General features: G+C 66.7%; 18 protein-coding genes. 7 read left to right on the top strand and 11 right to left on the bottom strand.

The genetic code is table 11. The features are described from left to right. The first annotated feature begins 24 nt into the window (after positions 1-24). A complete protein-coding gene (locus tag C7401_RS07915; RefSeq protein ID WP_112170822.1) occupies positions 25-489 on the top strand; it encodes a GNAT family N-acetyltransferase in 465 nt (154 codons plus the stop codon). 21 nt (positions 490-510) lie between these two features. Here the strand turns inward: C7401_RS07915 and C7401_RS07910 are convergent, their stop codons facing one another. The 3 genes from C7401_RS07910 to C7401_RS07900 all read right to left on the bottom strand — a co-directional run bounded on the left by C7401_RS07910 (position 511) and on the right by C7401_RS07900 (position 3,093). Beyond that, complete coding sequence (locus tag C7401_RS07910; RefSeq protein WP_112170821.1) at positions 511-1,092, bottom strand: DUF3501 family protein; 582 nt, start codon at positions 1,090-1,092, stop codon at positions 511-513. A 39-nt stretch (positions 1,093-1,131) separates the two neighbouring features. Beyond that, positions 1,132-2,469, bottom strand: coding sequence for a heterodisulfide reductase-related iron-sulfur binding cluster (locus tag C7401_RS07905; RefSeq protein WP_112170820.1), 1,338 nt, complete (start codon positions 2,467-2,469; stop codon positions 1,132-1,134). Positions 2,470-2,670: 201 nt separating this feature from the next. After that, a complete protein-coding gene (locus C7401_RS07900) occupies positions 2,671-3,093 on the bottom strand; it encodes a rubrerythrin family protein (protein ID WP_112170819.1) in 423 nt (140 codons plus the stop codon). 308 nt (positions 3,094-3,401) lie between these two features. On the opposite strand from C7401_RS07900, the gene C7401_RS07895 reads away from it, so the two are divergent. Beyond that, entirely contained in the window at positions 3,402-3,761 is a 360-nt protein-coding gene (locus C7401_RS07895; RefSeq protein ID WP_112170818.1) for a DUF3564 domain-containing protein, read from the top strand. 233 nt (positions 3,762-3,994) lie between these two features. Continuing rightward, positions 3,995-4,783 (top strand): DNA/RNA non-specific endonuclease, encoded by a 789-nt coding sequence (locus tag C7401_RS07890; protein ID WP_112170817.1) that lies wholly within the window; start codon positions 3,995-3,997, stop codon positions 4,781-4,783. A gap of 67 nt (positions 4,784-4,850) precedes the next feature. Here the strand turns inward: C7401_RS07890 and C7401_RS07885 are convergent, their stop codons facing one another. The 3 genes from C7401_RS07885 to C7401_RS07875 are packed head-to-tail and all read right to left on the bottom strand — an operon-like array spanning position 4,851 to position 6,674. Beyond that, positions 4,851-5,441 carry a BPSL1445 family SYLF domain-containing lipoprotein gene (locus C7401_RS07885; RefSeq protein WP_112170816.1) on the bottom strand — a complete coding sequence of 197 codons (591 nt, stop codon included), beginning with the start codon at positions 5,439-5,441 and terminating at the stop codon, positions 4,851-4,853. 22 nt (positions 5,442-5,463) lie between these two features. Then, positions 5,464-6,405 (bottom strand): M23 family metallopeptidase, encoded by a 942-nt coding sequence (locus tag C7401_RS07880; protein ID WP_112170815.1) that lies wholly within the window; start codon positions 6,403-6,405, stop codon positions 5,464-5,466. Positions 6,406-6,407: 2 nt separating this feature from the next. After that, positions 6,408-6,674 carry a hypothetical protein gene (locus C7401_RS07875; RefSeq protein ID WP_258396930.1) on the bottom strand — a complete coding sequence of 89 codons (267 nt, stop codon included), beginning with the start codon at positions 6,672-6,674 and terminating at the stop codon, positions 6,408-6,410. Positions 6,675-6,944: 270 nt separating this feature from the next. On the opposite strand from C7401_RS07875, the gene C7401_RS07870 reads away from it, so the two are divergent. Then, the gene (locus tag C7401_RS07870) at positions 6,945-7,205 is read left to right on the top strand and encodes a hypothetical protein (protein ID WP_112170813.1); all 261 of its coding nucleotides are present in this window, start codon (positions 6,945-6,947) and stop codon (positions 7,203-7,205) included. Positions 7,206-7,232: 27 nt separating this feature from the next. Here C7401_RS07870 and C7401_RS07865 read toward each other — a convergent pair whose 3' ends face one another. The 3 genes from C7401_RS07865 to C7401_RS07855 form a co-directional block, all read right to left on the bottom strand. Continuing rightward, positions 7,233-8,474: a dienelactone hydrolase family protein gene (locus tag C7401_RS07865; RefSeq protein ID WP_112170812.1), complete on the bottom strand. Its 1,242-nt coding sequence runs from the start codon at positions 8,472-8,474 to the stop codon at positions 7,233-7,235. A 65-nt stretch (positions 8,475-8,539) separates the two neighbouring features. Further along, positions 8,540-9,181: an HAD family hydrolase gene (locus C7401_RS07860; RefSeq protein WP_112171110.1), complete on the bottom strand. Its 642-nt coding sequence runs from the start codon at positions 9,179-9,181 to the stop codon at positions 8,540-8,542. Positions 9,182-9,343: 162 nt separating this feature from the next. Continuing rightward, positions 9,344-10,087, bottom strand: coding sequence for a Crp/Fnr family transcriptional regulator (locus tag C7401_RS07855; RefSeq protein ID WP_112170811.1), 744 nt, complete (start codon positions 10,085-10,087; stop codon positions 9,344-9,346). A 104-nt stretch (positions 10,088-10,191) separates the two neighbouring features. Here C7401_RS07855 and C7401_RS07850 point away from each other — a divergent pair, with 104 nt between their 5' ends. After that, positions 10,192-10,749, top strand: coding sequence for an Mpo1 family 2-hydroxy fatty acid dioxygenase (locus C7401_RS07850; RefSeq protein ID WP_112170810.1), 558 nt, complete (start codon positions 10,192-10,194; stop codon positions 10,747-10,749). 15 nt (positions 10,750-10,764) lie between these two features. On the opposite strand, the gene rarD is transcribed toward C7401_RS07850, so the two are convergent. Then, positions 10,765-11,658: an EamA family transporter RarD gene (gene rarD / locus C7401_RS07845; RefSeq protein ID WP_112170809.1), complete on the bottom strand. Its 894-nt coding sequence runs from the start codon at positions 11,656-11,658 to the stop codon at positions 10,765-10,767. 334 nt (positions 11,659-11,992) lie between these two features. On the opposite strand from rarD, the gene egtD reads away from it, so the two are divergent. After that, positions 11,993-12,994: an L-histidine N(alpha)-methyltransferase gene (gene egtD / locus C7401_RS07840; protein WP_112170808.1), complete on the top strand. Its 1,002-nt coding sequence runs from the start codon at positions 11,993-11,995 to the stop codon at positions 12,992-12,994. An 84-nt stretch (positions 12,995-13,078) separates the two neighbouring features. Here the strand turns inward: egtD and C7401_RS07835 are convergent, their stop codons facing one another. Continuing rightward, on the bottom strand, positions 13,079-13,375 hold the full coding sequence (locus C7401_RS07835) for an acylphosphatase (RefSeq protein ID WP_112170807.1): 297 nt from the start codon (positions 13,373-13,375) through the stop codon (positions 13,079-13,081). Between the two features lie 188 nt (positions 13,376-13,563). On the opposite strand from C7401_RS07835, the gene hpnA reads away from it, so the two are divergent. After that, positions 13,564-14,601 carry a hopanoid-associated sugar epimerase gene (gene hpnA, locus C7401_RS07830; protein WP_112170806.1) on the top strand — a complete coding sequence of 346 codons (1,038 nt, stop codon included), beginning with the start codon at positions 13,564-13,566 and terminating at the stop codon, positions 14,599-14,601. The last annotated feature ends 74 nt before the right edge of the window (positions 14,602-14,675 follow it).

Below are 14,675 nucleotides of genomic sequence, written 5' to 3'. Positions count from 1 at the left end.
CACCGGCACATTGGGAGACACAACTTGACCGACACGGCAATTCAGGTGCGCGCCGTCGCGCCCGACGATTTCGACGCATGGCTGCCGCTCTGGGACGGCTACAACCGCTTTTACGGGCGCTTTGGCGCAACGGCGCTACCGGAGGCCATCACGCGCACCACGTGGTCGCGCTTCTTCGACGGCTATGAGCCGATGCACGCCTTCATCGCCGTGCGCGGCGAGCGCGTGCTCGGCCTCGTGCACTTCATCTATCACCGCAACACGATCATGGAAGGGCCGATCTGCTATTTGCAGGATCTCTTCACCGTGGAAGACGCGCGCGGCCAGGGCGTGGGCCGCGCGCTGATCGAGGCCGTGTATGCGCATGCGAAGGCTTCGAATTCGTCGCGCGTGTACTGGCATACGCACGAAACGAATCACACGGCCATGCGCCTTTACGACGACGTGGCCGTCAAGCCTGGCTTTGTCATGTACCGCAAGGACGTGTGACGCATCGAAGCGCGCGCCGCCTCAGGCGAGATCCTTGAGCAGCGAGGCGCGCACCGCGCCGTCCACGGTCTGCGTGGGCACGCGGTAGTTCGGGTGATCGCAGCCCAGCGTGAGCACCGCGCCTTCTCGCAGGCGCGCTTTCATTTGCGGCGTGAGTTCGAAACGCACGAAATGCACGGCCGAGGTTTTTTCGGCGTTCTCGCGTTCGAGGTCTTCGTCGGCGATCGCGTAGACGGGCGGCTCGCCTTCCACCTGAACGAACACCTTGTCCTCGATGCCGATCAGGCGCGCCAGCGCCGCGCGACGCTCGACCTCGCTTTCGTATTCGAGCTGCATCGTCGCCTTGAGGTTGCTGCCGTCGGGCACGAGCGGCAGGTAGGCCGCGAGTTCGCCCTGAATGCCGTCTTCGTCGAAGATCTTTTCGATGTGCAGCATCTCCTGGATCTGATAGCGGATCGTCGCCTCGTCTTCGAACAGGAACGTGAGGTGATTGCCGAGCGCAACGACACGCTGCTTCTTGTGTTCGATGATGCGCTTGCGCATGTCGCCCCGCGCCTTCGCGTAGGCTTCCAGCGTCAACAGCGAATTTCTCGCGATCGTCATGAGTCGTGCCTCGTGTCGGTATCGTGATGGCGGCGTCGCTCAAATGCCATAAGCGCGGCGCAGCAAGGTGATGGGATGCGCGAGCGGCGGCTCGCCCAGATTGTTTTCCTCGATGCCCTGGGCGATGTGGTGGCCCGCAAGCTGGCAGTCTGACGAGATGAAGTTAGGCGCGGCCTGGCCCATCTGCTTGAATACGGGCGTACCGATCTTCATCGACATCGCGTGAAACTCCTTCTTCACGCCGAACGTGCCCGCATGGCCCGAGCAGCGCTCGACCACGGTCACCTTGGTGTCGGGCACGAGCGAGAGCAGGTCGAAGGTCTTGCGGCCGATGTTCTGCACGCGCGCGTGGCACGGCACGTGGTAGGACACGTTGCCCAGCGGCGCGCGGAAGTCGGTCTTGAGCAGGCCGTCGCGGTGGCGCGCCACGAGGTACTCGAACGGGTCCCAGAATGCGTCGCTCACGGCTTTGGTGTTGGCGTCGTCGGGGAACATCAGCGGCAATTCGTGCTTGTACATGAGCACGCAGCTCGGCACCGCGCCGATCAGCGCATAGCCTTCGCGCGCGTAACGCGCGAGCATCGGCATGTTTTGCGCCTGCTTGTGCGCCACGCCCTCCAGATTGCCCTGCTCCAGCAGCGGCATGCCGCAGCACCACTCGCTCTTCACGAGTTCATAGGGAATCTCGTTGTGGTCGAGCACCGCGAGCAAGTCGTGGCCAATGCCGGGCTCGTTGAAATTCACGTAACAGGTGGCGTAGATCGCGACCTTGCCCGGCGTGCGCTCGCCTTCGCGCACCTCGCTCGTCGACGCACGTTTTGCAACGTTACGGAATTTGCGGGTGGCGAAGTCGGGGAGCCACGCCTTGCGATCGACACCCAGCATGTCTTCCATCGCGCCGCGCATCACCTTCGTGTGATTGACGGCGTTGACCGATTGCGTGACCACGGGAATGCCGGCGAGCTGGCCGAGCGCGTCGGTGTTGGAGAGCACGCGGTCGCGCAGCTTCACTTCGCCTTTGCGATAGTGGATGGCTTTCGCGCGCAACATGAGATGCGGAAAATCCACGTTCCACGGATGCGGCGGCACGTAGGGACACTTCGTCATGTAGCAGAGGTCGCACAAATAGCATTGGTCGACGACCTTGCCGTATAGCGACTTGTCGACGTCGTGCGCCTCGCCGGTGTCGGTTTCGTCGACGAGATCGAAAAGCGCCGGAAACGCGCCGCACAGCGACACGCAGCGCCGGCAGCCCGCGCAGATGTCGAACACGCGAGCGAGTTCTGTGTCGAGCTGGGCCTGGTCGTAGAACGCTTCGGAGCGCCAGTCGAGCGGATGGCGCGTAGGTGCTTCGAGACTGCCTTCCTTGTGGGGCATGACGTCTCCTTCTTTTAGTTATCGCCTGGTCGGCAATATGCGCGGCTGAATGCGCGACTCAAGCCGCCACTCAAGCCGCGGCTGAACATGCGCGCGTGCGCGCGCCGGTTCGCGTCCGGCGCGCGCAAAGCATTCGCGCGATGTGTGCGTGCCGTACATAGCGGGCGCCACGCATGCGGCGCGCCCGGCACGCGGCGGTCCTCAGTCCGCCAGCACGTCCAGCGCTTTCGAATAGCGGTTGGCGTGGCTGCGCTCGGCCTTGGCGAGCGTCTCGAACCAGTTCGCGATTTCGTCAAAGCCTTCGTCGCGCGCGGCCTTGGCCATGCCGGGATACATATCGGTGTATTCGTGCGTTTCGCCCGCGATCGCCGCCTGCAAATTCAGGCGCGACGTGCCGAACGGCAGACCGGTCGCCGGGTCGCCCACCGCTTCCAGATATTCGAGGTGGCCATGTGCGTGGCCGGTTTCGCCTTCGGCGGTCGAGCGAAACAGCGCCGCTACGTCGTTCTGCCCTTCAACGTCGGCCTTGGCTGCGAAATACAGGTAACGGCGGTTGGCCTGCGATTCGCCTGCGAATGCATCCTTGAGGTTCTGTTCCGTCTTCGAGCCCTTTAGCTGTGCCATCTGTGCCTCCATCCGATTCGATCTGATATGTGGGGACGCGACGCCATTCGCCTTCGTGCGGTGCACCATGGACGGGCGACTTCGCCGCACTATCAATCTAGGTTGTGGTGTTTGCGTTCCCAATTGTGATTTTCAATCTCCCCGATAGCGACGCGCCGATGGCCGGGTTTACGCGGCCGTCGGCAGGGTCAGTTCCGTTACGCGTCCTGCACGCGACGATCTGTCCTGCACGATCTGCTTGCGCGCGCCGCCAGACGTCCTAGACTTTGGAATTGCCGACGCGCCCGATCCATTTTTGTGGAGATGCCATGCGACTTACGATCTTGATCAACGGTTCCGATCCGACCGTCAATCACGACTATGCAGTGCTCTGGCTCGACACCGACCAGCAACGCTGGTCCCGCGAGTCTCACGAAGGGATCGACCTGCCGGAATGGGGTGAAATGCGCGACGTGAATGGTGTCACGTCGCTTTGCGCGCCGCTCGAAAACGAGCCGCTGTGCACGCTACGCGGTTTGCATGTGAATCGCCGTCAGGAAATCAGTTCCGCACACGGCGACGCAACATGGTCATGCGAAACATCGCACTCGCCGATGGAAGGCCAGTGGCGCCTTCAGGCCGTGGACCGCCAGATGGTCCGCGCCGAGCATGCGTTGTTCGCCGGCTGATCCGGCTTTGAACGAGTTCTGATTTTCCCGTTTGCCTGAAGGCGGCCCGTTTGCCGCCTCGCCTCTCGCGCCGCAACGCAACGCTGCCGCGCTCATCTGTTCAGCATCACATCGCGCCTGCGCCCGCTCACTGAGCGGGCGCGCGTTTTTTTGCCCGCGCTTTTCTCCTTGCGCGGCGCGCCCGCTATACTTTCAGCCCGCTTGATCCCACCCCAGTCCAGTCAGTCCTCTCGATGAAGAAGCTGTTTGCCTCGCTGATTTCCTCCCTGCTGCTCGCCGCCGCGAGCCATGCCCAAGCCGCGCCGGCCTGTTCGCAGTTCGTCCCCGGCGGCCAGTTCCCCACGCTCACGAACGCACGCATGGCGCCGAAGACGCGCATGCTCTGCTACTCGGACTTCGTCGTCCTGCACTCGGGCGTCACGCACGGGCCGCTGTGGTCCGCCGAGCATCTCACGCGCGATCACCTGGAAGCCGCGAAGGACATGACGCGCACGAACCGCTTTTTCGAGGACGACCGTTTGCCCGCGGGCGAAGGCGCGACGCTCGCCGACTACAAGCGCAGCGGTTTCGATCGCGGCCACATGAGCCCGGCGGGCAACCGCTGGAACGCGCAGGCCATGGCCGAATCGTTTTCGCTGGCCAATATCGTTCCGCAAAACCGGGACAACAACCAGCGCCTGTGGGCGCATATCGAAACGGCCGTGCGCAAGCTCGCGACGAAATACGGCGAAGCCTATGTCGTGACCGGGCCGCTCTTCACGGGCGCGCAGTTGCAGACGATCGGCGCCACGCGCGTGCTCGTGCCCACGCAGATCTTCAAGGTCGTGTACGTGCCTTCGCAGCAGCTCGCGTTCGCCATCGTCGCCGACAACGCGTCGGCCGACCGCTACGACATACGCTCGGTGCGCGATCTCGAAGCGCAGAGCGGCATTGCGTTCCCTGGCATTCCGGCTAACGTGGCGGCGAAGGAAAAGGTATCGTTCAACGGCCGCAACTTTGCCGTGAGCCAATGGGGCTGGTGAGCGCGCGATTCATGCGTGACTTATGCGTGACTTATGCGCGACTCATGCCTGACGCGCGTCCCGCTCGCTAGATGTCGAGCCGGGAGACCTTCGAGCCCTCCAGCGAAACGCCGGCCATGAGGCCGGCGTTCGTCAGCACGAAGGCTTCGATGGGGTTGACCGCCGTGGCGCTGTCGATCTTGCCGTTGGCGCCCATCTTCACGAGCGCGACGGTGGCGTCCGCGCCCACGCTCCAGCCGCTGCTGCGCTTGAAGCGATCGAGCGACGAGCGCGTCATGAATGCGTAGACGATGGCGCGCGACTGCGCGCCGACCTGGGCGCCGAACGAGCCGCCCATCGTCGAGAAGTAGCCGAGCGTGCGGCCCTCCACGCGCAGCGCGCCGCGCCCGTACTCGGCGCCGATCACGAAGCCCGCGCCCTTCACGTCCGGAAACACGAGCACGCCGCGCGCCTTGGCAAGCAGTTCGCGCGAGCCCTTGACGGAGCGATAGAGGCGCGCGAGCACCTCGTCCACGTCCTCGTCGATCTCGCGGCGCGCCACCGCGTTCGCGGCCGCTGGGTCGGCGGCGGCGGGACCGGTGGTCGTGCAGCCCGCCATTGCGGCCAGCCATGTCGCCGCGGCGACCGAGCCGCCCGCGAGGAATTCCCGTCTCTTCATTTCGATTCGTGATCCGTATTGATTACTGCTGCGCTTTCGGCAACGACGCCAGCGGGTCGACCGGCTTGCCGTTCTCGCGCACCTCGAACATCAGCGTGGAGATGCCCGCGCCGTCCGTGCCGCTCGTGGCGATTGCCTGGCCCTGCTTCACCGTCTCGCCTTCCTTCACGAGCAGCTTGCCGTTGCGGCCGTAGGCGGTGAGCAGATGCGCGTCGTGCCGCACGATGACCAGCTTCCCGTATGCCTTCATGCCGCTTCCCGCGTAGACCACGCGGCCGGCCGCCGCCGCTTTCACCTGCTGCCCCGCCGGGCCCGCGATCACCACGCCCTTGGACTTGCCCTTGAAGGGTTGCGCCACGCTGCCTTCGATCGGCCAGATGAAGCGGGCGCTGGGACGCTCGGCGGCGGCGGGCTTGGCGGCCGGTTTTGCCGCAACCGCCTTCGGAGCGCCTGGGCTTGTGGCAGTTGCAGGGGCGGCGGCAGGAGCGGTGGCTGCGCGTGCCACGGGCGGTACGGATGAACCGGACGACCCGGACGAAAGGGGCAGGATGGGCGGCAGAGGCGCGCCCGGCGAACTCGCGGCCGCCGCCGCTGCGGACGGCGCGACGCGCAATAGCTGGCCGATCTGGATCTTCCCGTCGGCGGGCAGCTTGTTCCAGTTGATGAGGGTGGCGGGCTTCTGGCCGTTGGCTTTCGCAATGCGCGTGAGCGTGTCGCCGGGCTTCACGCGATAGAAGCCCGGCGCGGCTTCGGCCGCGCTCCCGGACGCGGGCAGCGCCGCAGCGGCGACCGCGGGCGGCTGCACCGCCCTGGCCGTCACGGCGCCGTCTTCCGCCTGGTCCGTCTCGCCGGTTTCCGCGCTGCGCCACGGCGTGATCGTGCAGGCGCTCAATGCCACGGCAAACGCAAGCGCGAGCGCCGCGCCGCGCGCGAGGCGCGCGGCCTCCTGATGCAGGCCGCGCATGGTCAAGCCTGCGGATCGGCGTTGTCCGCCGCCGGCGTCCCGCCGAGCTTTTCCTCGGCCAGTTCCGCGAGCGCGCCGCCGCCCTTGTACCCCACCACGGCAGCCACGCTCTCGGCCAGCAGCGACGCCTCGGGGTGCATTTTTTTCTCGGCTTCCACCGCCGCGACCGCGCCGGCGATTTCGGCTACCTTATCCAGAATTCCCATCGATGACTCCTTGCCCACACTCTGAAATACCGTCTGCGCCGGAGGGCGCAGGTGCGTCATCATCGTTGGTTTGCCTGCGGACGCCGCGGTTTAGCGCGAGCGGGTTGACCTGTATCAGCGCGCGCACGAAGCCGGCGCGCGCCTCTGACAGTGGCATGACAGAACTGCCGCACGATGCGGCAGAGATCCGCGAGGAGAATGAGCCGCGAATGGCTCACGTATTGTTCACGAAGTGCTGAATTTCCCGCGCGGCTTTCTATAATGCGGGCCGCACCCCAAGCCGCGCGACGCTGGCGCCGCGCGGCCCCGCTGATACAAGGAGAGGATCACAAGATGTTCGACGCATACGCAAACGACGACGATGTCCTGAACGTACAAGGCGACGCGCTCACGCTCACGAACGGTTCGACGCGCGTGACGCTCGCGGGCACGCTCGAAATCACGCGCGACAAGCGCGGGCTCGCCGCCGCGCTGGCGCTCAAGGCGGCGCTCGACGACGTCGTGGCAAAACTTCAGGCCGACCCGCACCTGCCCGCCAAGGTCGCCGACGAGCCGGACCAGAAGCCCGGCGTCGTCAACAACCCGTTCAACTGAACGCCAACGCGGGCGGCGGCGCGAGATTCAGAACGGCTTGCCTTCGCTCTCGCGCCAGGCGCGCGCCATGAGCGTGTTCGAAGGCAGCGTTTCGTCGAGCAGCTTCTTCGCGCTCTGCGCGCCCGCGATCGGCAGGCCGGTGGGGTCGATCGCGCCGATCTGCGCGAGCACCGAGGCCTGATCCCAGTAGATGTGCTCGTTATAGAGCTTGTTGCCGCGAAAGCAGATCACGGCGAGCATCGGCACTTCGAAGTATTTGCCCGTGGGCGCGAGGCCCGGCAGCAGCCAGTCGATCTCGCGGTCGTGCGTGCAGCAGAAGATGAACTCGTCCACCACGCGGTCCGAGCCGATGGTGCGCGAGATCGGGATCAGGCGCGTGTCCTCGGGGTTCGAATGCACGAAGTGGTGCGTGTAGAAGCGCTTGAGCTCGTCGTGGCCCACGCCGCCCGTCATCGTCGGAATGTGGTTGACGTAGGGCTGCGCGACCATGGTCGGCATCACGTCGCTCGGGTTGCGCGCGACGAACTCGTGGTAGCAGTGTTCTTCCCACAACGCGTTGAAGTCGTAGATCGGGCCGAGCACGCGGCGCAGCATGGCGAGCGTGCGCGAGTACGCCATCATCGTGGCGGGCTTGTCGTACTGCGGGCGCGAGGACGACGCGAACGCGTGGTCGCAGCCGGGGTAGGTGTACAGCTCGACGCCCGGTTTGTCCGCCAGCGCTTGCGCGATGCGCTCGCGCGTGGCGGCGTCGCAGTGGGCGTCGTCGGCGCCGAAGTGCAGCATCAGCGGGCAGTGAATGCGCGCGGCTTCGTCCAGATTGTTTTCGAGGCCCACGGCGTAATAGCCGATCGCGCAATCTACATCGGTGCGCGTCGCGCTCAGGTACGCGAGCTTGCCGCCCAGGCAGAAGCCCACCACGCCCGCCTTGCCGCGATGCTGCGGATGGGCGCGCAGCGCGGCGAGCGTTTGCGCCACGTCTTCCATCGCGAGATCGACGTCGAAGCGCTCATAGAGCGAGAACGCCTTTTGCGCGTCGGCGCCGTCGTAGCCGAGATCGACGTTCGGCTCCAGACGCCAGAACAGGTCCGGCACCATCACGACGTAGCCTTCCTCGGCGTAGCGGTCGGCAAGCGCGCGCATATAGCCGTTCACGCCGAAGATCTCCTGGAGCAGCACGAGACCGGGGCCGCTGCCCTCGGGCGGCAGCGCCGTGTAGGCGCGGAATGCGCCGCCGTCTCGCGACGTGATCTGGGTCCATTGTCCGTTCATCGAGGTGTCTCCGTGTAGTCGTGGGTTGCCGTAGGTTAGCGTCGATCCCGCGCCGATGCAGCGAGTCACGCCGCGCCGAAACCGCCCGCCGGCGCGAGCGGCGGCAGCGCCGACTCGCCGCGTATCCACGCGTGCTGCGCAAGCTCGGCCATTTCGCGGTCGCCGCGGCTGTCGCCATAGGCGTAGAGCGTGGCGGGCGCGTGCTCGCCCCACCATGCGCGCAGCCGCGCGACCTTCTCCGGCCCCCAGCAGTTCTTGCCCGCGAGGCGGCCCGTGTACGCCCCGTCGCGCCATTCGAGTTCGCTCGCGAGCACGGTGCCGATGCCGACCGTCTGCGCCCACTTGCGCAGATAGATCGACGGCGAGGCGCTCACCAGCACCACGTCGTGGCCAAGCGCCTGGTGCTCGGCCACGCGCGCGAGCATCTCGGGGCGCAACAACGCGGGCAAACGGCGCTCGACGAAACGCTGCGCGGCGGCTTCGAGCGCCTCGCGCCGCACCGGTCCCAGCGCGGCGTAGAGAAAGCGCGCCTTGGTCGGCCCGCGCTGCGACCAGCCGGGCGCGATGCCAATCAGCCAGGGCAGGCAGCGCAGCGCGGCGGTGACGAAACGGGCGGGGCCGGCGGCGTCGAGCATGAAAGCGCGAAAGCTGTCGGACGTGGTGATGGTGCCATCAAAGTCGAATGCGGCGATGACGCGGTCGTTCATGTAGAGCGTATTGGGCAAAATGGGCAAGCGTGAAGGAAGAAGGCGGCGTGGCCGGCGTCATTGTCGGCGCAAACCCGAAGCGGCGGCAACGCGCGGTCCGACATTGATGCCATCGGTCGATGTGAATCGATACGGATACGCCGTGCGGATCAATGCGCGCGCTCACTGCGCCTGCGCCGCCAGGCGTGCGGCGTCGACGATCTCGATCTCACCGTAGCGCAGCGCGAGCACACCGTCGCGCTCCAGCTGGCGCAGGATCTGGTTCACGGTTTGCCGCGACAGCGCCAGCATGAGCGCGAGATCCTCCTGCGGCACGGGAATCACGCATCGCGCGCGCAACGCGGCGGGGACAGGCGTGGGCGTGACGGCGGCCTCGCCATAGTCGTGCGCAAGCAGCAGCAGGCGGCGCGCCACGCGTGCGGGGGCGGGCAGGAGCGCGGTTTCCTCGATGGCGTCGAACGCGAGGCGCAGCTTTTGCGCGAGCAGCAGGCCGAACACGCGCCAGTATGCAGGCGTGGCGTCGAGCAGCGCCACGAGCGCGGCGCGCGGCACGTGAAAGAGTGTGGAGTCGCGCTCGGCGTAGGCGTCGTGCGTGCGCGCGCCGCCGTCGAACAGCGCGATCTCGCCGAACCAGCGCGCGGGCCCGACCACGGCCAGCAGCGCCTCGCGCCCGGCCATGCTCGCCGCCCCCACGCGCACCGCGCCTTCCAGTACGCAATAGAGGCCGTCGTCGGTGTCGCCGCGCATGAAGAGGCGCTCGCCCGCCGCGAGCGTGCGCACGCGCCCCGCTGCGCGCAGGGCCTCGCGCAGCGGTTCGGGCGCGGCGCGAAACCATGCGCTGCGTTCGAGCGCGGCGGCAGTCGGCACGGATCGGGGGGCGGACGACGAGGCGGCGCGTGAAGTCATCGACGGGGTGCGCGTTGGCATTGGGCGGCGCAATTGTCGGCTAGCCGAAGGTTTGCGCGCGTGAGCCCGACGATCATAATGATTTTGGAGACAAAGGGGCACCCATGAGAAACCTGACCGAGCAGCTCACCCAGTACGCCGCCTATCATCGCGACGCGCGCAACATCGGCACCCATTTCATCGGCATTCCGCTCATCGTGCTCGCGCTTGCCGTGCTGCTTTCGCGTCCGGCCATCGCGCCGGGGCTGCCCTTTGTGTCCTTTGTGCCCGTTGCGGTGTCGCCCGCATGGCTCCTGTTCGGCGCCGCCACGATCTATTACCTCGTGCTGGACGTGCCGCTCGGGCTGATGATGGCGGTCGTCTCCGTGGCGTGCGTGGCGTTCGGCGCGTGGCTCGCGCAGCAAGGCACCGCCGCGTGGCTGGGCGGCGGCGTGGCGCTCTTCGTGATCGGCTGGATCTTTCAGTTCGTCGGGCATATTGCGTGGGAGCATCGCAAGCCGGCGTTCGTCGACGATCTCATCGGCCTCATGATCGGGCCGCTGTTCGTGCTCGCCGAGGCGCTGTTCAGCATCGGCTGGCGCCCCGCGTTGCGCGCGGCGATCGAGGCCAAGGTCGGCCCCACGCGCATCAATGCGCCGCGCGGGCAGCAAGCGCGGCCTTGAACGGCGTGTGGGCCGTCAGCGTTCGAACCGCACGAGCCGCGCCGCGTGCAGCGCCGTGAGCGCGACGGCCACCCAGATCGGCACGTAAGTCGCGAGCTGGCGCATGCCCAGATGTTCGCCGAGCAGCGTCACCGAAACGATCACGAGCAGCACCGGCTCCACATAGCCGAGGATGCCGAAAAGGGCCATCGGCAGCATGCGGCTCGCCTTCAGGTACGACGCGAGCGCCACCGTGCTGAGCACGCCGAGGCCCGGCAACAGCACGAAAGCGAGGAACTTGTGCGCGTCGAGGAGCGCGAGCGAGCCGCCCGCGCGCACTTCGATCACGGCTATCGGCACGAGCAGCAGCATCTCCACGGCGAAGGTGACGAGCGAGTCCGCGTGAATCTTGCGGCGCAACACGAAATACGGCGGATAGCCGAGCGCCACGAGCAACGTGGGCCACGAGAACGCGTGCGTGGCCCACAACTCGTGCGCCACGCCCACGGCCGCGCACGCGACGGCAAGCCATTGCAGCCGTTCGAGCCGCTCGTGGTAGTAGTAGCGGCCCACCAGCACCATGATGAGCGGCAGCAGGAAGTAACCGAGCGACACCTCCAGCATGCGCCCGTGCAGCGGCGCCCACAGGAACACCCATAGCTGCGAGCCGAGCAGCGCGGCGCTCGCCACGAGTGCCAGCGCGGTGCGTGGCTCGCGCACCATGCGCATGAGGAGCGCGCCCAGTTGCGGCGCGCGCTTGCGCAGCAGCAGCAAGGCCAGCGCGCCCGGCGCGGTCCAGATGACGCGCCAGGCGAAGATATCGAGGCCGCCCAGCGGCGCAAGCAGCAGCGTATAGGCCGACATCAGCGCGAACAGCGCCGAAGCGCCCACGGAAAATGCGAGACCGCGCCCGGTTTCGTGCTGGTTCATCGGGATGGTCGGCGGCGCAAAACGGAACCGCAGAGGGGGCGAGCGGCGCGGCGCGTAAATTTCGCGCGCGCGGGTAAAAACGTTGTCATTTGAATTGGCTATTGAATAAGACGCGAACTCGCAAAGCCCGCGGCGAGACCGCATTCTAGTCGTGTTTTGGCGGCCTGAGGCGCCGCAAACCCGCGCCGCGCAAGGCGGGCATGTGCGATGCTGCCATTGCGGTTCGCCGCGGCGGCGCAATTAAGTCTGTGCAGACTGCGCAACGATGGACTAGAACGTAAGTCTTGCCGCGCCAGCCCGCCGTCACCAACGTCCAACGCCCACTGGAGCCCGCATGACACTTCCTGCGCCCCGCCCCGCCGTTGCGGATCCCGCCCGCTCACAGGCCCTTCGCGCCGCCAGCGAATTCGCCGCCGACGTGCGCGCGGGCCTCACGCGCGCGCCGCAGAAAGAACTGCCCTCGAAGTATCTGTATGACGAAGTGGGCTCGGCCCTCTTCGAAGTGATCACCGTGCTGCCCGAATACGGGGTCACGCGTTCCGAGGAGCGCCTGCTCACGCGCTACGCGGCCGAGATCGTCGAGGCGCTGCCCTCCGACGTCAAGGTCGCGGAGCTCGGCAGCGGCAGCGGCCGCAAGACGCGCCGCATTCTCGAAGCGCTGTGCCGCAAGCGCCCCACTTCGTACTGTCCGATCGAGATTTCGCGCAGCGCGCTGCAACTGTGCCGGCGCGAGCTGGCCGACATCGAACGCATCTCGATCGTCGGCTACGAGCGCGACTATCTCGCCGGTCTTTCGGAAGTGAGCCGCCAGCGCAAGCCCGGCGAGCAACTGTTCGTGCTCTTTCTCGGCAGCACGATCGGCAACTTCGCGCGGCTCGCGGCCACGCGCTTCTTGCGCGACATCCGCGCGATGCTGCGTCCCGGCGACACCCTGCTGCTCGGCACCGATCTCGTGAAGCCCGTGGACACGCTGATCGCCGCCTACGACGACGCCATCGGCGCCACGGCCGCGTTCAACCTGAACCTGCTCGCGCGCATCAACCGCGAACTCGACGCCAACTTCGACCTGCACGACTTCGAGCACGTCGCGCGCTTCAACCCCGACGTGCGCAGCATCGAAATGCATCTGCGCGCGAAGCGCGACGTGCGCGCCGAAGTGAACGCGGCGGGCTTGAGCGTCGAGATCGGCGCGGGTGAAACGATCTGGACCGAGAGCAGCCACAAGTACCACGCCGACGAAATTCCGGCGATCGCCGCCGACGCGGGATTTCGCTGCGCGCGCCAGTGGGTCGAGAAAGAGTGGGGATTCGCGGAGAGCCTGCTCGAGGTGAAGTGAGGGGTATCTGAACTGCAACGAAAAAGCGGTGCGCCTTTTGCATGGCGCACCGCCTTTTTTTTTGCGCTGGGTTAGCGCGCGATGTCAGTGCTGTTCGAAGCGCTCGTAACGTTTTTCGTTCGTACGCTCCTCGCTTTCCACCGAACTCACGCGCGCGGCGGGCGGCCCGTGGCGCAGCCACGACAGCATGCGGTCCACCTGGTTGGCCGTGCCCTGGATCACGGCTTCCACCGAGCCGTCCTCCATGTTCGCGACATAGCCGCGAATGCGCAGCGCGTGCGCCTGGCGCACCGTCGCGTGACGAAAGCCCACGCCCTGCACCGTCCCGCGCACGCGCACATAGTACGTTTCCAGGCGCGTATCCAGATCCGGTTCGCTCATTGTTCAATCTCCATGATTTGATGCTTGCGCTGCCGATACGGTCGGCATTGTAGACGCCATCGCGCGAGCGCGCCGGGCGCGAGCCGAGGCACAGCCAGGCCCGCGCCGCGTACAATCCGTGCCACGTCGCGCCGCGCACGCCGCGACGTCGCCCGAAGCCGTCACCCGAACATGGAAGCCACCCTGCAATGACCGACACCGCCCGCGCCACTACGTCCCGCGCCAACCGGGACCTCGTGCTGATCACCGGAGCGTCCGGCTTCGTCGGCTCGGCCGTCGCCCGCATCGCGCAGGAAAAGGGCTTTGCCGTGCGCGTGCTGGTGCGCGCGACGAGTCCGCGCAAGAACCTCGAAGCGCTCGACGCCGAGATCGTCACCGGCGACATGCGCGACGCCGCTTCGATGCGCCAGGCGCTTGCCGGCGTGCGCTACCTCTTCCACGTGGCCGCCGACTATCGCCTGTGGGCGCCCGATCCGCACGAAATCGAGCGCGCCAATCTCGAAGGCGCCGAGGCCACGATGCGCGCGGCGCTCGAAGCGGGTGTGGAGCGCATCGTCTACACGAGCAGCGTGGCGACGCTCAAGGTGACGAGCTCGGGCAACTCCGCCGACGAAACCTCGCCGCTCACGGCCGAGCAGGCAATCGGCGTGTACAAGCGCAGCAAGGTGCTCTCGGAGCGCGCCGTGGAGCGCATGATCGAGCGCGACGGCCTGCCCGCCGTGATCGTCAATCCGTCCACGCCGATCGGCCCGCGCGACGTGAAGCCCACGCCCACGGGGCGCATCATCGTGGAAGCCGCCACCGGCAAGATTCCCGCGTTCGTCGACACGGGCCTGAACCTCGTGCACGTCGACGACGTCGCGAACGGCCACTTCCTCGCGCTGGAGCGCGGGCGCATCGGCGAGCGCTATATCCTCGGCGGCGAGAACCTGCCGCTCCAGCAAATGCTCGCCGACATCGCCGGCATGGTGGGCCGCAAGCCGCCCACCATCGCGCTGCCGCGCTGGCCGCTCTACCCGCTCGCGATGGGCGCAGAAGCCGTGGCACGCTTCACGAAGCGCGAGCCGTTCGTGACCGTCGACGCGCTCAAGATGTCGAAAAACAAGATGTATTTCACCTCGGCGAAAGCGGAGCGCGAGCTCGGTTATCACGCGCGGCCGTATCGCGAAGGGCTGAAGGATGCGCTTGCGTGGTTCCGCGAAGCGGGCTATCTGAACGCCAAATAACAAGCAAGCCCAGCAAATTGTTACAACTTTTGTTGCGACATGCGTACAACTCCCGGAAGGCAATGCAGGCGCGC

Source organism: Paraburkholderia unamae, assembly GCF_003268775.1.
GTDB lineage: Bacteria > Pseudomonadota > Gammaproteobacteria > Burkholderiales > Burkholderiaceae > Paraburkholderia > Paraburkholderia unamae.
Note: the sequence above shows the minus strand (reverse complement) of the source record. Positions and strands in the feature narration are given on the sequence as shown.